The 19,979-nt window shown below is 65.0% G+C and carries 18 protein-coding genes; 8 read left to right on the forward strand and 10 right to left on the reverse strand.

Annotated features, from left to right (window positions below):
- Positions 1 to 70: 70 nt before the first annotated feature.
- Positions 71 to 445 carry a cutinase family protein gene (locus IEW22_RS18120; protein ID WP_188588565.1) on the reverse strand — a complete coding sequence of 125 codons (375 nt, stop codon included), beginning with the start codon at positions 443 to 445 and terminating at the stop codon, positions 71 to 73.
- Between the two features lie 1,001 nt (positions 446 to 1,446).
- Here IEW22_RS18120 and IEW22_RS18125 point away from each other — a divergent pair.
- The gene (locus IEW22_RS18125) at positions 1,447 to 1,848 is read left to right on the forward strand and encodes a histone-like nucleoid-structuring protein Lsr2 (protein ID WP_188588567.1); all 402 of its coding nucleotides are present in this window, start codon (positions 1,447 to 1,449) and stop codon (positions 1,846 to 1,848) included.
- A gap of 219 nt (positions 1,849 to 2,067) precedes the next feature.
- Here IEW22_RS18125 and IEW22_RS18130 read toward each other — a convergent pair whose 3' ends face one another.
- The 4 genes from IEW22_RS18130 to IEW22_RS18145 are packed head-to-tail and all read right to left on the reverse strand — an operon-like array spanning position 2,068 to position 5,647.
- Positions 2,068 to 2,433 carry a gamma-glutamylcyclotransferase family protein gene (locus IEW22_RS18130; RefSeq protein ID WP_188588569.1) on the reverse strand — a complete coding sequence of 122 codons (366 nt, stop codon included), beginning with the start codon at positions 2,431 to 2,433 and terminating at the stop codon, positions 2,068 to 2,070.
- A 41-nt stretch (positions 2,434 to 2,474) separates the two neighbouring features.
- A complete protein-coding gene (locus IEW22_RS18135) occupies positions 2,475 to 3,416 on the reverse strand; it encodes a dihydrodipicolinate synthase family protein (RefSeq protein ID WP_188588571.1) in 942 nt (313 codons plus the stop codon).
- Between the two features lie 36 nt (positions 3,417 to 3,452).
- Positions 3,453 to 4,241, reverse strand: coding sequence for an aldolase (locus tag IEW22_RS18140; protein WP_188588573.1), 789 nt, complete (start codon positions 4,239 to 4,241; stop codon positions 3,453 to 3,455).
- Positions 4,238 to 5,647, reverse strand: a complete 1,410-nt coding sequence (locus IEW22_RS18145; RefSeq protein WP_188588575.1) for an APC family permease — start codon at positions 5,645 to 5,647, stop codon at positions 4,238 to 4,240. Before IEW22_RS18145 ends, IEW22_RS18140 begins: the two co-directional genes overlap by 4 nt.
- A gap of 480 nt (positions 5,648 to 6,127) precedes the next feature.
- Between IEW22_RS18145 and IEW22_RS18150 the strand changes: the two genes are divergently transcribed.
- Complete coding sequence (locus tag IEW22_RS18150; RefSeq protein WP_188588577.1) at positions 6,128 to 6,700, forward strand: helix-turn-helix domain-containing protein; 573 nt, start codon at positions 6,128 to 6,130, stop codon at positions 6,698 to 6,700.
- A 27-nt stretch (positions 6,701 to 6,727) separates the two neighbouring features.
- On the opposite strand, the gene IEW22_RS18155 is transcribed toward IEW22_RS18150, so the two are convergent.
- The gene (locus IEW22_RS18155; RefSeq protein WP_188588579.1) at positions 6,728 to 7,618 is read right to left on the reverse strand and encodes a tyrosine-protein phosphatase; all 891 of its coding nucleotides are present in this window, start codon (positions 7,616 to 7,618) and stop codon (positions 6,728 to 6,730) included.
- A gap of 301 nt (positions 7,619 to 7,919) precedes the next feature.
- Here IEW22_RS18155 and IEW22_RS18160 point away from each other — a divergent pair, with 301 nt between their 5' ends.
- The 3 genes from IEW22_RS18160 to IEW22_RS18170 all read left to right on the forward strand — a co-directional run bounded on the left by IEW22_RS18160 (position 7,920) and on the right by IEW22_RS18170 (position 11,433).
- On the forward strand, positions 7,920 to 8,672 hold the full coding sequence (locus tag IEW22_RS18160; RefSeq protein WP_229742881.1) for a cyclase family protein: 753 nt from the start codon (positions 7,920 to 7,922) through the stop codon (positions 8,670 to 8,672).
- A gap of 50 nt (positions 8,673 to 8,722) precedes the next feature.
- The gene (locus IEW22_RS18165; protein ID WP_188588596.1) at positions 8,723 to 10,420 is read left to right on the forward strand and encodes a thiamine pyrophosphate-binding protein; all 1,698 of its coding nucleotides are present in this window, start codon (positions 8,723 to 8,725) and stop codon (positions 10,418 to 10,420) included.
- Positions 10,421 to 10,590: 170 nt separating this feature from the next.
- Complete coding sequence (locus IEW22_RS18170; RefSeq protein WP_188588582.1) at positions 10,591 to 11,433, forward strand: SAM-dependent methyltransferase; 843 nt, start codon at positions 10,591 to 10,593, stop codon at positions 11,431 to 11,433.
- Positions 11,434 to 11,507: 74 nt separating this feature from the next.
- Here the strand turns inward: IEW22_RS18170 and IEW22_RS18175 are convergent, their stop codons facing one another.
- The 3 genes from IEW22_RS18175 to IEW22_RS18185 form a co-directional block, all read right to left on the reverse strand.
- Positions 11,508 to 13,184, reverse strand: a complete 1,677-nt coding sequence (locus tag IEW22_RS18175; protein ID WP_188588585.1) for an alkaline phosphatase D family protein — start codon at positions 13,182 to 13,184, stop codon at positions 11,508 to 11,510.
- A 155-nt stretch (positions 13,185 to 13,339) separates the two neighbouring features.
- Positions 13,340 to 14,068 carry an IclR family transcriptional regulator gene (locus IEW22_RS18180; protein WP_229742878.1) on the reverse strand — a complete coding sequence of 243 codons (729 nt, stop codon included), beginning with the start codon at positions 14,066 to 14,068 and terminating at the stop codon, positions 13,340 to 13,342.
- A gap of 83 nt (positions 14,069 to 14,151) precedes the next feature.
- Positions 14,152 to 15,621: an APC family permease gene (locus tag IEW22_RS18185; protein WP_188588587.1), complete on the reverse strand. Its 1,470-nt coding sequence runs from the start codon at positions 15,619 to 15,621 to the stop codon at positions 14,152 to 14,154.
- Between the two features lie 275 nt (positions 15,622 to 15,896).
- Here IEW22_RS18185 and IEW22_RS18190 point away from each other — a divergent pair, with 275 nt between their 5' ends.
- The 3 genes from IEW22_RS18190 (at position 15,897) to IEW22_RS18200 (ending at position 18,942) form a co-directional block, all read left to right on the forward strand.
- Entirely contained in the window at positions 15,897 to 17,471 is a 1,575-nt protein-coding gene (locus IEW22_RS18190) for an amidase (protein WP_229742880.1), read from the forward strand.
- Positions 17,472 to 17,581: 110 nt separating this feature from the next.
- Positions 17,582 to 17,896 (forward strand): WhiB family transcriptional regulator, encoded by a 315-nt coding sequence (locus IEW22_RS20620; protein ID WP_373284249.1) that lies wholly within the window; start codon positions 17,582 to 17,584, stop codon positions 17,894 to 17,896.
- A gap of 14 nt (positions 17,897 to 17,910) precedes the next feature.
- Positions 17,911 to 18,942: an esterase/lipase family protein gene (locus IEW22_RS18200; RefSeq protein WP_188588592.1), complete on the forward strand. Its 1,032-nt coding sequence runs from the start codon at positions 17,911 to 17,913 to the stop codon at positions 18,940 to 18,942.
- 259 nt (positions 18,943 to 19,201) lie between these two features.
- On the opposite strand, the gene IEW22_RS18205 is transcribed toward IEW22_RS18200, so the two are convergent.
- The gene (locus IEW22_RS18205; protein WP_188588594.1) at positions 19,202 to 19,630 is read right to left on the reverse strand and encodes a hypothetical protein; all 429 of its coding nucleotides are present in this window, start codon (positions 19,628 to 19,630) and stop codon (positions 19,202 to 19,204) included.
- Positions 19,631 to 19,979 lie beyond the last annotated feature (349 nt).

Genomic DNA, 19,979 nt, shown 5'->3' on the forward strand with positions numbered 1-19,979 from the left:
GCGGAACTCCTGGGGATAGGGCTTGGGCACAGCTGGCATCCTTCCAGGCCGCCCGGCAGGGCAAGCCAGATCAGATGTCACCTACTCGTGCACCAGCCCCCACCTCGACACCCACACCGTCGGGTGACGGACCCACGTCGTGTGCCATCGCCGGGACGCGGCGCGGATCCGCGAGGAGCTCAGTCTCCCGGATGGGGATCAACGACGTGGCCGCGACATCGCCGGCCACCGTGGCGCCCTGGCTGTAGCCGACGAGAACGATTGCTGCAGCGGGACATTGGGCGTGCACCTGGGCGATGTGTGAGCGCAGGAGCTGTTCGCCGATCGCGACGCTCACATCGAAAGGCATGTCGTCGGGATGGACCGGTGTGCGGAACTGCGCCGGGTAGGGGTTGAACCACACGCTGCGCTGCGCCGTTCCCGCCTGAACCAGTGGGTAGAGCATTCCCTCAGGATCTGGTCTGGTCGGGTCCCCGCTCGACGCCCAGGTCCCCTCGGAGATCAGGACCGCGGTTCGCGGACAGCGCTGCGGTTTCGGATCCGCACGCCCCACCGCGGGATGGAGGATCAGCGACATCAGTACCAGTGCTGTCGCGAGGAGGCATGTGACAGCTCGTGCTCGAGGTGATCGAGTCTGCACGGCAGAGGGTTCGGCGATCATGTGGGACTACACCAGTCGTCAGCGATCGGTCGGATCGTCGGATTACGGAGGATGCTCGTGACTCGTCAGTGCGCGGCGATCACGATGATCGGGCATCACTGCCACGTCGCGGAAGCGACTGCAACTGACTGTTAACACAGTGTTCGACCACGTCGCGATCTCCAGGATGATCTACGGCACGTTTCTCGGAGCAGGGAGTGCTGCGTCACCTAGATGGCTGTTCTGTGCCTTTCGTCGTCATTGTGGTGTAACGGTTTCGGGTCATCGCAAGCTGCGTGCCATCGCACGGGGAATGAACGAGGACCATCAGGCGTGGGCAGTCAATCGCCGATGAATCGATTGGTCACTGGGTGCACATCGCGGTCAATGGTGTTTCGCATGTGTGAACAATGGTGAGAATCAACCGGCAAGACTGGCCTTTGTGGGCCGCTGTGATTCTCAAATATGCTGCGTAAGAGGCTAAACGGTTTCGCGGTGATCGCCGTCACCTCGATGAACTCCGTTTGCCCTCGGCGGTGGTGTGCGAGCGTCTCCGGGATATGTACACGGCCGACTGGGATCCAAAACCTAATTCGTGCGATATCGAGCGGGTGACAGAATCGACGTCGACAACGTCCGGAATTAACCTTCCGTTGTCCGTAGTAAATGGACCGCAATAGTTGCTATAACGGTTGTGGGCCGGGACGACGGAGCCGATGAATCCTCATCTGACTCCGTGTGAGAGACACCGAGAAGTGACATAGACCACGCGTAAAGAGCTGGAATGTCAAGAAAGGACGCCTGTCATGGCTACGAGGACAATGGTTGAGCTTGTTGACGATCTCGACGATGAGCCGATGCGGGTCGACGACGCGTTCACCGTTCGGTGGGCGTGGCGTGGTGTGAGCTACGAGATCGACATCTCCGGTGAGAACCTGGATCGAGTCGAGGGTGGCGAGGTCCCGGTGTCCGCGCTGCTCGCCAGATCCCGACGGGTCGGAGGTCGCCGGGACGCGCGTGTGGCGCGTGTGCCCGAGCTCGAGCCGGTGGACGCAAAAGCCATCAGAGAGTGGGCGGCACGCAACGACTACTCGGTGGGAGCACGTGGGAGAATCAGCCGCGAATTGCGCCAGGCCTATCAGGAGTCGCAGAAGACCGCAGTGTCGGCGTCGCCTCGGCGCGAACGTAAGACGGCGCGTGCGCGGTGATAGCGAATTCTGATGCGGGGGATCATCGCTCACCGCCCGCCGTCGATCGCATAACCGGTGACCGGAAACCCGGTGAGCATGAACCGGATTGCCACGACTCCGGCACCTGTGATCTGTGTCGGGAGCGTGTGGAGGGCGAGCGGACCCTGCGAGGTGTTGCGATCGCGCTCGTCATCAGCGTCGGCGTGTGGATCGCTATCGGGGCGACAGCGGTGGTGATCATCGCGGCGGCCCGGTGACCAGCTCGTCGGCTTCCCGGGCGGACGCGTACACCCACGCCCGACGCCCCGAGCCGAGTGCCACCTCGACGCGGCGATAGTCGTCGACCTCGTAATCGTCGGCTGCGGCGAGATCGTCGTCGCTGAGGAACAGACAGAGACCGGCCACCGAGTCCGCCGAAGTGGCTCTGACCAGCAATGGATGACGATCGGTACCGCTGGCCTCGATCACCTCCGGATCGGTGATCAGCACCTCGCCGAGGCGGAACCCCGGCAACGAGTCCTCCACCGCGTCGACGAGCCTGCCGAACAGCCTTATCTGGACGGCAGGCAGTCGCAGGGTCCCGTAGGAGAACACCGAGTGCATCCCCCGATGGTATGCACTCGGTGTCGGCAACCGCGGGTTGCTCAACGGCAACGCTCACCGTTGAGTGTCGAGGTCAGTTCGGCGCGACCCGCAGAGTCCAGCGGCAGCAGGGGCGGACGGGGATCGCCGACAGAGGTCCCGAGGATGTCGAGTCCGGCCTTCACGGTCGTCGGGAGTCCGCCGGCGACGATGAACCGCAGCAACGGAGACAGATCGTCGTAGATCTTCTCCGCGGCGTCGAGATTCGCATCGCGGACAGCCGCATAGAGGTCGAGACAGGCCTGCGGGCGCAGATGTGGTGCTGCCGTGCACCATCCGCTGGCACCCGCGTTGAGCGCATCGAGGACCAATGGGTTGCTGCCGTTGTAGAACGGCAACTCGCCGCCGGAGAGCTCCTTGATGGACAGCATGCGCGAGAGGTCGCCGGTGGACTCCTTGACCATGGTCATGTTCTCGACATCAGAGAAGATCGACACCAGTAGCTCGGGGCTCATGTCGATGCCCGCGGTCGCCGGGTTGTTGTACGCCATGATCGGGATGTCCAGCGCCGCACCGATCGATGCGTAGTGCTGTGCGATCTCCCGGTCGGTCAACGGCCAGTACGACACCGGAAGAACCATGACCGCGTCCGCACCCGCGGACTGCGCATGTTCGGCGCGCCGAATCGTGTTTGCGGTGGACAGATCTGAGGCACCGACGATGACCGGCACTCGTCCGGCGACTGCGGCGATGACCGTGTCGACGACGGTGTCGTATTCGGTTTCGGACAGGTACGCGGTCTCGCCGGTGCTGCCCAACGGGGCGATGGCGTGCACTCCGGCGTCGACGAGTGTCTCGACGAGACCGGTGAGGATGTCGACGTCGATTCCGGAGCCGTCGGCGGTGAACGGGGTGACCGGGTAGGCGATGATCCCGTGGAACAGGGGTCCGGGCTCGCCGGATGCGGCGGCTGGTGCTGCAGAGGTGTCGGGTGCTGTGGTCATGGTGATGCTCCTCGGTGGTCGAGTCGGTGAAGTATGTCAGGATTCGGACAGGACATCCGCGTGAGCGGCGAGTGCCCGTCGCGCGTAGTAGGCGAAGTTGGCCTGGCTCTTCTTCGGGGTGAGCGTCCAGTCGTGCGCCTCCCGTGCCAGTCGCTCGGGGAGGGGAGCGATGGTGCCGGCCGACATGGCGGCGAGCTGTAGTTTGGCGCCGCGCTCGATGAGCACGGCCAGGGAGCAGGCCTCCTCCACGCCGGCACCGGCGATCACATGTCCGTGATGGGCCAGTAGCACCGCCTTCTTGTCGCCGAGCGCGGCGGTGATGATCTCCCCCTCCTCGTTGCCGACCGGAACTCCGGGCCAGTCGGGCAGGAAGGCGCAGTCGTCGTAGAGGGGAGCGATGTCCATCTGGGATACGACCAGCGGTGTCTCGAGCATCGCCAGAGCCGCGACGTGGAACGGGTGGGTGTGGACGATGCAGTTGACGTCCGGGCGAGCGCGGTAGATCCATGAATGAAATCGATTGGCGGGGTTGGCCATACCGTCGCCATCGAGCACTACGAGGTCCTCATCGACCAACAGGAGATTGGCCTCGGTGATCTCGTCGAAGCCCAGTCCCAGGCGCTGGGTGTAGTAGGTACCCGGCTCCTCGGCCCGCGCCGTGATCTGTCCTGCCAGGCCGGAATCATGCCCGGCGTCGAACAGTATCCGGCAGGTCAACGCGACCTTCTGTCGCACCGTCAGAGATGAGTCCTGCAGGTGACGCGCCATGTCGGCCTGTGCACGCGCCATGAGATCGGCTTTGGAATCACTGAATGTGGCGGTCATGCGACTGTTCCCTTCAGCGGAGCGGTGGCCGGTGTCGTGATCGCATCCGGCGCGGATCCGCCGGCGCCATCGACGCTGTGCTCCAGGTCGGCCTCGATGTCGTTGAGCAGCTGTGGTTTACGCCTACCGACCACCACGAGCCAGATGACGCCGACGAGCATGTAACCGGCGAAGATGTAGGGGAAGTACCGAACCGGCGCCGGTGGCACGGGGTAGAAGCTGCCCACAGTGGGTACGGCCAGGCACACCAGCGCCGCGATCATGATCACGATGTTCTTCGGCGTGAGTTCTCCGCGGCGGCGCAGGTAGACCGGCGCGGCGATCGAGATCATGAAGTACACCAGCAGGAATCCGAAGGCGGCCAGCGTTCCCGCGTCGCCGAAGGTGGTGAGTGGGTCGATGAAGATCTGCCACACACTCACCACCACCAGGATGGAGAGCATGTACGCAGCGGCCGCGATATGCGGTGTTTGGTTGCGGGAGTGAATGTTTCCTACATGTGAGCTGAACACACCGTGACGTGCCATGGGCAGCAGGATGCGCGACCCGGCATTGACACAGGACAGTGTGAGGGAGAAGAAGCTGAGAATCGCGCCGATGCAGATGGGGGCCTTCATCCAGCCCACGCCGTAGGCGTCGGCCAGGGTGTCCAGCGGTGCGGCCAGCGTGGACAGGTCGAGTTTGTGGGCGCTGGATCCGAGCACCTCGACATAGCTGACGAACACGAAGAACAGGCCGGTGATGATGAGGCTCCAGCGGACCGCCTTGGGAATGTTGACCAGCGGCTTCTTCGCCTCCCCGCCCAGTGCGGTCGCGCTCTCGAAGCCGACGAGGCTGAAGATGCAGACCACAACGGCCAGCGTCATGTCACTGAGTCCCACGCCGTGCAGCGTGATCTGGTGTTTGTCGACGATCGATCCGTGTTTGGCGAGCATCACCACGCAGAGCGAGATGATCAGGAACATCGAGAGGCCCTCGAGCGCAAGCATCAGCAGCGACGACATGCGAATGTCCTTGTAGGCGACCAGCCAGCACAGCCCGGCGCTGATGCAGAACGACACCACGGCAGGGATGTGGAATCCCGCGCCGACAGAGTCGAGGAGCTGGTTGACGAAGATCGAGAATCCCGTGAGACCGGCGATCGCGATGAAGGCGTAGGCCCACAACAGGGTCCACCCCGCAAGCACACCTGCTCGGGCCCCGAGTCCGCGCCCGATGTAGGCGTACATCGATCCGGGCTGGGTGGAACGCGAGGCGAAGACCTTGAGGTTCATCACCACGAACGACAGCATCAGCGTGGCGAAGAGGTAGGCGAGCCAGGTCCCGTTTCCCGCATAGGAAAACGCCAGCGGCACAATGAGAACCGCTGTCATCGTGGGCGAGATGAGTGCGATCGACTGTGCCACGAGAGTGGGGAATCCCAGTGCTCCTGACCGAACATCGGATGTCGTGTTCGGGGCAGGGGATCGGGGTGTTGGGGAGGACGGGACGTGATGGCCCGGTGGGGCTTGTTCGGATGTCGACATGGGTGCTCCGTTGGTCGAAAGAGTGGTGACAGGAGAACTGAGTGAGTGGTCGCACAGAGACGCGGTGCGGACGAGGGTGGCTTGAGGGCCGGACTGACCGACCGAGTGGTGACGTCTGGCACTTGCTCGTCGTGGGAGGTACCGGACGCGACTCAGCGTATGAGCGGGTTGCCAATGGGGCAACACAAGTTGCCTCAATTAATCGAGCGGTAACGTGGCGTAACACGATGGCACGGACAGGGTTCGAGACACAGTTCTTACTGCAACGACGATCGCACCTCCGTGCGTCGAGGTCGGGAGCGGGTCAGTGTGGCCGGCGATGGCGTTGCCCGTGAGGCAACTCCTGGTTACTGTCGAGGCGTGTCATCCACAGTGGACCTCGACGCCATAGGCGCGAAGATCAGAGCCGCGCGCGAGCGCAACGGTCTCACCCTCGACCAGCTGTCGGGCATCTCCTCGATCTCCAAGGCACATCTGTCGCGGTTGGAGGCCGGTGAACGGCAGGCGTCGATCGCGACGCTGGTCGAACTCGCGGATGCGCTCGGGGTGCGGGTGAGCGCACTCCTCGGCGAGGACGACGAGCCGTCCGAGCTGGCGATCTTCCCGCTGGACACCCCACGGCATGTGGCGCGGGGACTGGAAATCGCGGTGTGCAGTGGGTTCAAGGGATCGAGCAGTATCGAGGCGCTGCGGGTGCAGATCTCCCCGCACCGCGAGGCCACCACCGCGGTGACCCACCGCGGTGAGGAATGGCTGTATGTGCTCAGTGGCTCACTCGAATTCGAGTACGACGGTGAGGCCTACACCGTCGCGGCCGGCGCGTCGGTGCATTTCGATGCCGGTCGACCGCACCGGATCGGCGCCAGTGTCGCGACCGAGGTCCTGCTCGTATCTGCCAAGGACCGCACGTCGTTGTCACAGATCAGGCACTGATCCCAGGCGCGGGAGATGTGCACCAGATCAAGGGGTGTCGGTGATCAAGGGGCGTCGGTGGTCAAGGGCGTCGGTGGTCAACAGTCGAGCCTTGAGTGCCGCCACGGTCGCGGGGGAGAGGTGCAGTCCGTCCCGGACATAGCGATCGAATGACCCGTAGGCGGAATTGACCTCGGCGAACGCAGAATCCAGCCAGCTCTTCTGTACCGAACCCGCACCGTGATAGGTGTTCGACAGCAGGAAATCGGCGGTGACGGTGTCCCGCGGAACGCCGAGGATGGTGAGCAGAACCGCTGTCGCCCAACCGGTCCGGTCCTTCCCGCCGGTGCAGTGGTACAGGACCGAGCCGCTGGTGTGGGTCGCGATGTCGGTGATCAGACCGGCAAAGGCCTGCGCCGATCCGTTGTAACAGACCATCAGTGGGTACGAACCACCGGTGAACGCGTCGTCGAGCGGCGTGTTCTGCAGTGCGGAAAGCGCGTTCACCGTGGTCGGCAGCGGCGGACATGCCAGCAGGGAGGGGAGCTGCCCCGTGGGGAACCCGACCACGTCGCGGACCTCGTAGGTGATACCTGCGGGTGGGTTGTCGGGGGCCTTCGTACGTTCAGCGGCGTTGCGCAGGTCGACGTCGAGGTTCACTCCGTGCCCGCCGAGCGTGGACCATTCGGCTGCCGTTAGCTTGTTCAGCGCGTTCGAGCGGAACACCAGACCGGTGCGTACCCAGTGGCCGTCAGCGGTCTGGTACCCGCCGATGTCACGTGCGTTGTTCGCGTGGTCGAGGTGCAACGAGCGATCGAAGGCCGGCTGCGTCGGCGAGCTGGGTTCGGCCACGGCTGTGTCGGTGCCGGTGAAGGTCAGGGTTCCCGCCGCTACCACGGTCAGTGCGAAGCCGACAGACCTGCGGACACTCGGGAACACGGGGAGACCTCCGGGTCGGGGCGTATGTGGCGAGGTGGTGCGAGGTGACTGTGGTGATCATTGTGGCCATCGGTGTCGGACACATGTCCGCCGGGTGCACCGACGGTGACGTTCTGGTGCTCGATCGCGCGACGCCGACCGTGCGCGTCGTGTGTAGTGGACATGTGCAAGGGGGAGACTGTGCGCCGGACAGCGTCCGCGCACACCCCGGTGAACCGCGACGACGCGGCCGTGACCAGGAGGACCAGATATGACGAACGCCGACACCAGCCCGTCACTGCTGGGGGCATTCATCGATGCGATGACCGACCGTCGACTGGAAGTGGTGGATCTGACGACACCGCTGAGCAGTCAGACCCCGGCCCTACGGCTTCCGGAGCCGTTCGTGAACCTGATCGACTTCAGCTTGGAGGAGGTCAGTGCGTACAACGAGCCGGGACCGTTCTGGCGGCACAACAACATTCACACCGGTGAACACATCGGCACACATCTGGATGCCCCTGTCCACTGGATCAGCGGCCGTGACGGAGACGACGTGTCGCAGATCCCTCCGCGACGGTTGATCGGCGGCGCTGCTGTCCTCGACATGACCGCCGCGGTGGCCGAGAATCCTGACTATCTGCTGACCGTCGATGACGTGACGGAGTGGGAGTCGGTGCACGGCACGTTGAGTCAGGGACAGTGGTTGCTGTTGCGTACCGGATGGGAGATCCACGGCCACTCCGAGAAGGCCTTCCTCAACGCTGACGAGACGGGTTCGCACACGCCGGGCGTGTCGCCCGAATGCGCGGAATGGCTTGCTGTGAACCGAGAGATCACCGGACTCGGTGTGGAGACGGTGGGCGTCGACGCGGGGATGGCCGGCACTTTTGATCCGCCGTTCCCGGTGCACTACCACTTTCTGGGACATGACAAGTACGGACTCACGTCGCTGCGCAATCTGGGCCGATTGCCGTCGACCGGTGCCCTGCTGATCGTGGCGCCGCTGCCGATCGTCGGCGGTACGGGCAGTCCGTCACGTGTGCTGGCGGTGGTCGACAGGATCGCCGAGTGACGCAGCTCGATCCACAGGCCGACTCCGATGACCGGTCGAGTGCGGAGGCGGTGAGGTACGGCCCGACCGTGGCCGACGTGGTAGGCCGGGTGCTCGCCGATCTGGGCGTCGGCCACGTGTTCGGGGTCGTCGGCAGTGGCAACTTCGTGATGACCAATGCGCTCCGGGCCGGTGGGGTCGCGTTCACGGCGGCGCGCCACGAGGGTGGTGCGGCCACGATGGCCGACGCGTATTCGCGGATGTCGTCACGGGTCGCAGTGGCGACGGTGCACCAGGGATGCGGCCTCACCAATGCGATGACCGGCATCACCGAGTCGGCGAAAAGCCGAACACCGATGATCGTGTTGGCCGCCGACAGTCCAGCTGCTGCACTGAAATCCAACTTCCGTGTGGATCAGGAGGGGCTGGCGAGGAGTGTCGGTGCGGTGAGTGAGCGTGTGTACTCGCCCGAGACCGCGGTCGCCGACGTGGTTCGCGCCTACCGCACCGCTGTGCAACAGCGTGCGACGGTGGTGCTGAACGTCGCCATCGATGTCGCGGCATCGGCTGCAAGTGTCGAGGGCCCGATCGACGTCGAGATCACGGCACCGCGCATGCGGGCCGATGAGGTGTCGGTGCTGCGACTGGTCGATCTGATCACGAGTGCGCAGCGGCCCGTCTTCGTGGCGGGGCGCGGAGGCCGTGGAGCCGGTCAGGAGATCGATGAACTCGCTGCGAAGACCGGGGCGCTGGTGGCGACGTCGGCGGTGGCGAACGGCCTGTTCGCCGAAGATGATTTCTCCCTGGGTATCTCGGGGGGATTCTCGTCGCCGGCGACCGCCGATCTGATCGCCGGTGCCGATCTGATCGTGGGCTGGGGTTGCGCACTGAACATGTGGACGATGCGGCAGGGAAAGCTGATCGGCGCGCAGACGGTCGTGGCGCAGGTCGACGACGACGTCTCGGCGATCGGCGCGCATCGAGCGGTGGATCTGGGGGTGGTGGGTGATTGCGCCCTCGTCGCCGCCGACTGCCTCGACGCGCTGGGAGACGTGGCGGATCGCGTCGGGTACCGGACGGCCGAGGTCGCTCAGCGGATAGCGAAGGAGTCTCGCTGGCAGGATGTTCCGCTCGATGCCGATGCCGATGCCGATGCCGATGCCGATGCCGGTGCCGCTGTCGCCGCCGCGGATCGGATCGATCCGCGCGCGTTGACGATCGCGTTGGACGAGATCTTGCCCGCCGACCGAGTTGTCGCGATCGACTCGGGGAACTTCATGGGGTACCCGGCCACACATCTGTCGGTGCCCGACGAGTTCGGGTTCTGCTTCACCCAGGCCTACCAGTCGATCGGACTGGGGCTCTACACCGCGATCGGCGCCGCCGCCGCCCAGCCGGATCGACTCCCGGTGTTGGGTACCGGCGACGGCGGATTCATGATGGCGATCTCGGAGTTGGATACGGCCGTACGGACCCGTATTCCACTGGTGGTGATCGTCTACAACGATTCCGCCTACGGTGCCGAGGTGTATCACTTCGGCGACGCGGACATGACCACTGTCACGTTTCCGGAGACTGACATCGCCGCGGTGGCAGCAGGTTTCGGTGCGGTTGGTGTGACGGTGCGCAGCGTCGGCGACCTGTCGCAGGTGCACGAGTGGGTGTCGCGATACGAGGCCGACGGGTGGGCACCGCCGCTGGTGATCGACGCGAAGATCACCAGTGACGGCGGTTCCTGGTGGCTGGCCGAGGCCTTCGCCGGGCACTGAGCTGCCCACCGCGCGGGCGCGCATCGGGCGAACCGGTCATCGGCACCGCCCGAAACAGGCATATCGGGATGGCGCTTCCGTCGGGTAGGCGATTGGGCCGAAGTGGGCGCACCATCCACATACCCTGGATGTGGACGGACGTGATTCGAGCACCGATCAAGCGAGGGACGATGACCGATTTGGACACTGTCGGACAGACTGCGCTGGGAGTCGCCTACGTGCGCGCCTACGAGTCACGACTGCCGAACCCGTTGTTCACCGATCCGATCGCGACGGCGATCTTCGATGAGAATGCGGCGCCGCCGATCATCGGTGACGCATCGAAACCCGACAGCGTGGAGGGGCTGAGCGACGATGACGAGCGCAAGCTCATGTATTACTGGATCGTCGGTCGCACCGTGTTCCTCGACGACGTCTGCGCACTCGCCGCGAAGCAGGGCGTGAAGCAGTACGTGATCCTCGGCTCGGGCCTGGATGCGCGCGCCTTCCGGCTCGACCTCGGCGAGGGTGCGGTGGTCTACGAGGTCGATCGGCCCGACGTGGCCGATGCCAAGGAGTCGATCATCGACGAACACTCGTTGACGCCGCGCAATGAGCGGCGGGTGGTGCGTACCGACCTCACCGACGACTGGCTTCGAGCACTGGAGGACACAGGGTTTCGCGCGGATCTGCCCACCTGCTGGATAGTGGAAGGAGTGCTGGTGTACCTCGATGACGATGTGGTGAGCAGGGTGATCGAAGGAATTGCCGGTGCCACCGAGCAGGGTTCGCACCTGGGGGTGACGCTCCGCGGCCATCACAACGCCGGCATCGACGACTCGGCCTTCGCGCCCATTCGTGAACTGTGGCATGACAATCCGGGCATACCCAAGGAATTCGCGCGTTCGGGGTGGAACTGTACCCTCTCCGACAATCGGACGATCCTCGGTGCGCACGGCCGTCGGGTCGCCTCGACACCGGTGAGTGCGACGCTACTCGGCGGCGTGTGGCGCGGCATCGAAGCCCACCGCTGACACCTCGTCCGGGTTGACCGGTCGGGCGTCATCGGTCAGGCCGCACTGCACAGGATCTCGACGCGCCCACGACCTCAGACCGATTCGATGTGCCGTGACCGGTCGCGTACCCGCCAGCGCGCGGCCACGCGGTCGCGGCTGTCGGTGGTGATCACACTGTCGAGCAGATGCCAACTCGCGACGGCGCTGCCCGGGGTCACCTCGAGTATCAGAAAACCGTGCTGGTCCATCTGATTCCAGCGCACATGCCGGTTGACGGCGCGAATGGCCTGCTCGGCGGGAACAGCGGCCGTGCGGTCGGGCACACCGATCGATTCGGCGAGCGAGTTCGCGGTCACCGAGGGAACCACGAATTCCACACCGGCATTGGCGGTATCCGGATAGCGCCCGGCGTCGATCGGTAGCTCGTTGGCCCACGACGAGTGGATGTCACCGGTCACGAACACCGGGTTGCGCACACGGTTCTTCTCGATTGCGGCGAACAGCTTCTCGCGGTCATGGCTGTAGCCATCCCACTGATCGGTGTTGACCACCACACCTTCCTTGGGTAGCCCGAGCATCTCGGCGATTGCGCCGACGGTCGCGGTGTCGAAGGGAGGGAACATGAACGGCGCCATCATCACCGGGTTGCCGACCAGTTGCCAGCGGGTGGTCGATGACGCCAAGGAGGCGATCAGCCAGTCGAGTTGCGCCTTGCCGGTGATGGTGGCGACATCGGAGTCGATCTGCCTGCTGAACACGTCGGCCTGCTCGGTGCGGTAGGTGCGCAGGTCGAGCATGGAGATCTCGGCGAGCGTGCCGAATCGCAGCGTGCGGTAGAACTTCGGATTCGACAGATCGCCCGACCACCGCAGCGGGATCCATTCGGTGTATGCCTGCAGTGCGGCGCGTTTGCGTTGCGCCCAGGTGCCGTCGCGGGCGGGGATGTTCGGGTCATCCCCGGTCGCGCCGTTCGCGTAAGCGTTGTCGGCGTACTCGTGATCGTCGAGTGTGCAGATCCACGGGAATTTGCGGTGCGCCTCTTGGAGATCGGCGTCGGTGCGGTGGGTGGCGAATCGCTGGCGGTAGTCGTTGAGGTGAGCGACGGTGTTGAGCGGCTGCGCGGTTCGCAGTGCGCCTGCCCGCCCGACGTAGCCGTTGTGCGCGTATTCGTAGATGTAGTCGCCGAGTTCGACAACTGCGTCGAGTTCGGAGTGCTCTGCGAGGCGGCGATACGCGGTGAAGTAGCCGGCCTCGTAGTTCGAGCAGCAGACGAATGCCAGGTTCAGTGCGCGGAGGTCGGTCCCGTGTGCGGGAGCGGTCTTGGTGCGCCCGATCGGCGACACCTGACCGGATGTGGGGCCGTCGAGGGACGTGAAGCGATAGAGATACACCGTTGCGGGCGACAGTCCGGTGACATCGACGGTCACCGTGTGATCGCGTGCGGCGGTGGTGGTGACCACACCGCTGCGGACCACATGGGCGAAGCCGGGATCGGTGGCGACCTCCCACCGCAGACGCGCCGGTGCGCCTCGGCCGCTGCCGGGGGTGGCTTGTACCGACGGCGTGATGCGCGTCCAGATCAAGACCGCATCCGGCAGTGGGTCGCCCGAGGCGACGCCGTGGACGAATGCGCGCGCAGCGGGGGTGGCCTGCGCCCGACCGGCGAACGTCTGTGTCAGCCCGTCTGCCACCGTCGCGGTGGCGACGGTGATCGCGCCGGCAGCCAGTACGCGTCGTCGCGAGATCGACTGCTCCGGTGTTGTCGCCATCTGGTTCTCCCTGGTGAGTGGTGCGCTCCGACTCTGGCAACGTTTGCGCGGCCGGCTGGTTGCGAGAGCGGAAACGAACAGTATCGTACAAATGACCGATGTAAGTCGCATGTCGAGGAGCGGTCCGACGGCAGCGTCCGAGGGACCGAGTCGCCTCAGAACAGCAGCGGGCCGAGCCGGGTCGCGAGATCGGTGGCGACCTGCCGGTTGTCGGCCATGGCGTCGAGTCGTGACGCCATCCCGGTGAGGCTGACCGCGCCGCGCACCGACCCCTCGCAGTCGTGGATCGGCACGGCGATACCCGCCCAACCGAGTTCGAGCTCCTCGGCTTCGATGGCCGTTCCGCTGCTGCGCGCATAGTCGATCTGCGCCGAGATCCGGCCGACGTCGACGATGGTCTTCGGGGTCACCGACACCGGCCTGCCCGGCAGCACCTCTCGCCAGCGCGACAGGGAGGCGAGCAGAAGCTTGCCCGGAGCCGAAGCGTGCGGATATCGCATGAGTCCCTGCGGATTCGGCAGTGGGTGATCGGGGTCGACATCGGCAACCCGCAGTGACGTGGGACGAAACGTCATGATGTGCACGCCGAATCGGACCGATCCGCGGCAATCGTCGATGGCGTCGCGGGCCGTCGCCGACACCCGGGGCGTGGTCGCCGCGGCCAGCATTCCCTCCAACCGTGCGCCCAGTGCGAATCCACGGAGATCGGCTGTGCGCACCAGATACTCGTCGGCGACAAGGGTGTTGAGCATCCGATAGATCGTCGATGCCGGCACGTCGAGATGTGCGGCGAGCTCCTGCGCGGTGGTACCCATGCCGAGATCCGCCACTGCCTCGATGATCTGAAACGCGCGGGCGAGCGTGTCGTTGCGGGGATTTCGCACGTCCGTACCGTCTCGTCAGCACGTCGTGGTCGACGGATGTCCACCAGCCGACTGCGGTGAGCGGCTTGAAGAAAGTCCGTGAATCATAGACGTGGGCTTGCCATTTCGAGCACCTCGTCGCGGGTCGGTTCGTCGAACACGCCCACACTAGAGAGTCGCTGGGGTGAGAATCTGCCCACAACCACGATGATGACAACCGCTAGAAGCAGTGATGTCAGGTAGATGACCATCAGGGATCGAGTGTGATCGATGTCAACTGTCACCGCGGTGATGAGGCAGGCCAACAGCATCGCCGAGGCGATGGCGGCGATCACAGTGGTCCGTCGAGTGGTCTCGCCGATCCGGCGCAGTAGCGCCGGTGCCGCCAGACATGCTGCCAGATACGAACCCATGTACCCCAGCGAGCTCAGTGTCAGGAAGGTCTCCAGCCCTCTGTCGGCACGACCGGTGGCGGCCAGGTAGAGCAACGCCGTCATCGTGATCAGTGCCGCTGAGCAGACGGCGGCGAACGCAGGAGTGTTGAACCGACGATGGGTCCGGCCGAATGCAGGAGGAAGCATTCGTTCTCGGCCCAGGCAGAAGAGCACGCGGACAAGAGCGCTGCTCGATGCGAGTGAGCAGGCGAAGAACGACGTGGCGACCCCCGCGTCCATGGCGACCGCGGCAGCCGACTGGCCGTTGTAGATCAGCAGTCCGGTCAGCGGGCTGGGGCTCGACACGACCGAGGCCGGGGCAGTCTGAATCGCCAGCGACTGTGTGATCACGGCGAGAAGGTAGATGGCGGCGGCTACCATCGGGGTCCACCGCACTGCGAACGGGATGGAGCGGAATGGGCGGTACGCCTCCGCGGAGAGTGTGGTCGCGCTCTCGAATCCCACGAAGGCGCTGACGGCCACGACCGTTCCGATGCCCAGGGTGTTGCTGAGTCCGTGCGACTCACCGGAGAACGCCTTTCCCCAGTCGATTCCGCGATGTGCGGCGTTGATCGTGATCACGACCATGATCGAGACCATGATCGCGGCTGCGACCACTTCGACGAGAAGTGTGACCAGCGATGAGATGCGGATTCCCCGGACGAGGAGAACGCCGAGAAGTGCTCCTGCAGCAACGATCACACCGGCGATGATCATGGGACTGGCGTCACTGATTCCGATACGTGCACCGATCTGTGCGAGGTAGAGCCCGGTGGCCAGGAGCCCGGCCACACTGACCGCTCCGTAGCCGACCACTGCCGACCAGGCGGTGGTCAACGCCGCACGCGGACCTACCCCCTGCGCCACATAGGAGTACAGCCCGCCCACCGACGCGATGCGTTGTGCGAGAGGTCGAATCGTCGCAGCCACGGCGGTCACCACCACCGTGGCCAGCAGAAAGGCGAGGACTGCGTTGCCGCCGCCGACCGCCGCGATGACGAACATCGGTGTCACCGCGGAGGTTCCGGCCGGAGCGATCGCGGCTACAGACTGCGCTACGACGGGTATGAATGGAAGCCTGCGGCGGGTCAGTCCGTGAAGCGGAGACCGGTCGGCGACGAGGCGGCGATGTGGATTCATGGCCTGTCCAGCGTCTCGGGCGAAGGTTGCGTCGTCGTCAACGTGGATGACGTCGAGGTAAACCGCGGTGAGAAAAATGTCCGGTGAAGTTCTCGCACATCGAAACCGCGCGGTGAAATCGGTGTCACACTGCCTGGTTAGTGTTCCGTTCGCCTGTCGGTGAAGGCGGAAGTCGACAGGCCTGTTCGGTTACTGACATATCGAATTGTTTTGCTGTTCGGGCATTTCCGCCTCTGGAGTGTGTCATCGAGTCTTCATCACGAAGGATGGAATACGTGTCTGAACTAGTAACGGATACCGATCGGACCGCGACATCGGGGATCGGACGTCGATCGCTGCTCGCCGGTTCGGCGGTGGCTGCGGCAGCGGCGGTGGCAGCCACCTCCCTCTCTGCGGCTCCCGCCACTGCTGCACCACGGGGGCTGGATCCACATGACAAGTCGATCGCTTTCGCCGGCGTGGTCGAACTGGCGCGTCGCGTGCGCAGTGGTGAATTCACCGCCCGTCAGCTCACCGACTTCTTCCTCGCCCGTATCGACATGCTCAACCCGACATTGCGTGCGTGGACCATCCCGCTGTACGACGCTGCGCGCGCGGAAGCGGACGCACTCGATGCCAAGAAGGCCTCCGGTGCGAAACTCGGTCCGTTGCACGGGGTCCCGATCGGCATCAAGGCCGAGAACCATGTGAAGGGTGTCCCGACCACGTATGGCGGTGCGGCGTTCACCAAGCCCGCGACCGACGACGCCGAGGTCGTGAAGCGGCTGCGTGCGGCCGGCGCGGTCATCCTGGGTATCACGGCGATGCCCGAGTTCGGGATCTGGCCTTTCACCGAGACCTCGGCGCACGGCTACACCCGCAACCCGTGGAACATCCTGCACTCGACTGCGGGATCCTCGGGTGGCACCGCGTCGGCGGTGGCCTCAGGGATGGTGCCTGCCGCCATCGGTGGTGACGGCGGCGGGTCGATCCGTCTGCCGTCGTCGTGGTGTGGACTCTACGGTCTGAAACTTCAGCGCGGCAGAGTGTCGGCTGCACCGAACAAGGACCTGTGGAAGGCCCTCGGCGTGATCGGGCCGCTGTGCCGCAAGGTGGAAGACACCGCCCTGATCCTCGACTGTATCCACGGCTCTGTGCCGGGTGTGGACCTGTACTCCGCCGAGCCCTGGCCGTATTCGCTGACCGATGCGCTGCGCAAGCCGCTGCGTCCCTTGCGGATCGCGCTGTCGACCGCACAGCCCGCCGGAACCTTCCTCGACGATGACTCGCGGCAGGCGATCCTCGACACCGGCGCCATCCTCTCGCGTCTGGGACACCGCGTGAGCGGACACGATCCGGTGTATCCGGCAACCCTCACCGCGGCATTCGAACCGCAGGTGGTGGGCGGGTTCAGCACCGAGGCACACCGTGCGGACCACTACGAGCTGTTGGAGGCACGCACCCGCCAGGGGGTGGACATCGGCAAGGCCACCGGCCTCTCGACGGATGTCGCCGTGTCGAAGGCCATCGAGGTGGGAAAGCAGGTGGGCTCACAGATCCTCGGATCGGTCTTCCCCGCCTTCGATCTGTTGATCTGCCCAACCACACCGGGTAAGGCCTACGAGATCGGACAGCTCGACGGTGCCGATTTCGTCGCGGCGTCGGCGAAGGCGTCCCCGGTCGCGGCGTACACGTCGGTGTGGAATGTGTGCGGTAATCCGGCGGCTGCCGTGCCGGCCGGTTTCTCTGACGGACTGCCGCTCAGCGTGCAACTGGTGGGTCCGCCGAACAGCGAGCCATTGCTGTGTCAGGTCGCCGCTGCGCTACAGGAGGTGCGGAAGTGGCCCGCACACTACCCGCCACACAGTTGAGATCCCGGCCGCGCGTGGGCGAGGGTGCCGGCAAGCGCCGCGCATCCGCCGCCCCGCCGTCCGGCCGGATTCATCCCCGCTCTGCCGCCCCGGGATCCGTTGACAGCACCGTGGTTCCGGCCTGCGCGGACAAACCGCACCTGTGGTTCCCGGGCAATCGCAGAGTGTCGCGGGTGGACATGGAGCGTGTGGCCGCCGTCTGTCGTCAGTGCCCGATCCGCAGGCACTGTGCGGAACTGGCGCTGGGCATCGAGGACGACGTGGTCGGGGTATGGGCCGGTGTCTTGGTGCCGGCCACTCCTCGCGCAGGTCGTCAGCAGGCGCTCGACCGCCTCCGTGACATCGGCGCGGGGCTCGGCGACCGGCCTCGTGTCGCGGCATGCGAGGACGACAGGGATGTAGAGAAACAGCAGGAAGACCGATGAGGCGAAAGCGTTCGATGACAACACGATTGGTCAGTCGGCTCGCAGCGGGCGCGGTGTCGCTCGCCGCGGCTGCGATGCTGGCCGTGACCGGTACCGGCAGTGCGTCTGCCACCGGCGGATATGCCACCGACACGGTGGGAGTGGGACCCGAACAGACCGGTTTCCAGCAGGCATTCGCCTATCCCTTCCACGACCAGGCGCCTGCAGGTGCCAACGACTGGTCGTGCCGACCGTCGGCGGCACATCCACGACCGGTGGTACTGGTCCACGGCACGTGGGAAGGCGCCTACAGCACGTGGGCACGATTGTCGCCGGCGCTGAAGAAGGCCGGGTTCTGTGTGTTCGCGCAGAATTACGGTCGGTCGGATCCCCTCAGCGGTGGCGGTGTGCTGTCGGTGGTGCCGGGCCTCTACGGCACCGGGCGCGTCGAGGACTCGGCCAAGCAGCTCGGTGTGTTCGTCGACCGTGTACTCGCCGCCACCGGCGCCACGCAGGTCGACGCCGTCGGACATTCGCAGGGCGGCGTGGTGATCCGGCAGTACATGCGCTTCGGCGGCGGTTCGCACCCGGCTGATCCCGCGAAGAACAAGATCGCCCATGTGGTGACCTTCGGTGCGACCAACCACGGGACCACCGTCGACGGGATCGGCGCACTGGCCGCCACGCTGCGCGATGCCGGCGTCGACATCGGCCCGGTGACCGACATTCTGGCCGGTGTGTCGGGCGAAGAACAACTGGTCGGGTCGCCGTTCATCCGCCGTCTCAACGCCGGCGGGGACACCGATCCAGGTGTGGATTACACGGCGATCGCCACGCGGTTCGACCAGTTGTCCACGCCGTACACGGCGACATTCCTGACCGCCGGACCCGGAGCGACGGTGCACAACGTCACCGTCCAGGACGGCTGTCCGTTCGACTTCTCCGATCACAGTGACCTGCCGTTCGACCCCAGGGCCATCTCGATCACCCTGCGGGCGCTCGGCGTGAAGACCCCTCTGGTGTGTGCATTCCATCCCTGGAATCAGGATTTCGGGAGTACCGGCTAACCGGTCCGGCTCCCCCCTCCCGGATCGTTGACAGCCGGCAGCATCGACAATCTGTGTCGAGCGGACCGTTCACACCGAGGGAGCGACGGGTCGCGCGGTGAGACTCACAGGTCACCGTGCGACCCGTTGCGCATGTCTGGGTTCACGACGCGTTCGTGGTGGGGATCTTGGGGTGTTTTTCCTTCCCGTATTGCTGTACCGCTTCGAACTCGGCGCGAGTGAGATAGCGCTGCAGGGACGTGAAGGTTATGACGGCCCACTACCCGTGTGTCACGAGATCGCGGGGGTGATCCCGGGTTCCATACCGTTGCACGGCAAGGAATTCCGCCCGGCTGACGTATCGCTGCATGGAGAATGCCGCCATCATGATCGGCAGCCCGGCGAAGAACACGGCGCCGACGATGGCGACCAGGCCCGCCGCCGAGCCGGCAACGGCCATCGGCCCCATCAGCGTGGCGCCACGCATCATTCGTTTCGTGGTGCCCGGCTTCAACGGCCGGGCTCTCGGGTTGTAAAGAATCCGGGGACAGCCCGCTTCCTTCTCCTCCGGAACGTCGTTGAACTGCCGGTACGCCCACACCAGGCTGCCGATGAAGATGGCGATGCCGACGCCCAGCACGAGGTAGTGCACCCAGGATGTGTAGAGGCTCGCGATACCGGTAACGACACCGAAGTCGAGGTAGACCATGATCGCTGCAACGGCCGCCAAGCCAATCGTGAGACCAGTTCTCCTGGCTCGGTATCCAGCCCCCCGCTCGTACCAAGACGTGCCGAGTCCCTTGACAGGAGGCAGCGTGTATCCGTGCGCGTCAAATGCCATGTCAGAACACCGAATGCCAGAGGTTCTTGGCGAGATCCAACGTGTCGCCTGCGGCATGGCGATCAGAGTGTAGGAGCACGCCATGCCTGCCGAGGTGCGCTCGAGCAGACGTACCTAGTATCTCGTGTCGTTAGTTAGTTAATGGTTGGGGGTTTGAGATACTCGGCTATGGCGAATTCTCCGGCTCCCGCTCTGGGCCTGCGTGATGGCGATGCTG

Source organism: Gordonia jinhuaensis (assembly GCF_014639795.1).
Lineage (GTDB): Bacteria > Actinomycetota > Actinomycetes > Mycobacteriales > Mycobacteriaceae > Gordonia_B > Gordonia_B jinhuaensis.

Bases quoted from the DNA above. Each gene is read 5' to 3' on its own strand.
- IEW22_RS18120 (WP_188588565.1), bottom strand. From the start codon at position 445: ATGCTCTACCCACTGGTTCAGGCGGGAACGGCGCAGCGCAGCGTGTGG.
- IEW22_RS18125 (WP_188588567.1), top strand. From the start codon at position 1,447: ATGGCTACGAGGACAATGGTTGAGCTTGTTGACGATCTCGACGATGAG.
- IEW22_RS18130 (WP_188588569.1), bottom strand. From the start codon at position 2,433: ATGCACTCGGTGTTCTCCTACGGGACCCTGCGACTGCCTGCCGTCCAG.
- IEW22_RS18135 (WP_188588571.1), bottom strand. From the start codon at position 3,416: ATGACCACAGCACCCGACACCTCTGCAGCACCAGCCGCCGCATCCGGC.
- IEW22_RS18140 (WP_188588573.1), bottom strand. From the start codon at position 4,241: ATGACCGCCACATTCAGTGATTCCAAAGCCGATCTCATGGCGCGTGCA.
- IEW22_RS18160 (WP_229742881.1), top strand. From the start codon at position 7,920: ATGACCGACCGTCGACTGGAAGTGGTGGATCTGACGACACCGCTGAGC.
- IEW22_RS18170 (WP_188588582.1), top strand. From the start codon at position 10,591: ATGACCGATTTGGACACTGTCGGACAGACTGCGCTGGGAGTCGCCTAC.
- IEW22_RS18175 (WP_188588585.1), bottom strand. From the start codon at position 13,184: ATGGCGACAACACCGGAGCAGTCGATCTCGCGACGACGCGTACTGGCT.
- IEW22_RS18185 (WP_188588587.1), bottom strand. From the start codon at position 15,621: ATGAATCCACATCGCCGCCTCGTCGCCGACCGGTCTCCGCTTCACGGA.
- IEW22_RS18200 (WP_188588592.1), top strand. From the start codon at position 17,911: ATGACAACACGATTGGTCAGTCGGCTCGCAGCGGGCGCGGTGTCGCTC.
- IEW22_RS18205 (WP_188588594.1), bottom strand. From the start codon at position 19,630: ATGGTCTACCTCGACTTCGGTGTCGTTACCGGTATCGCGAGCCTCTAC.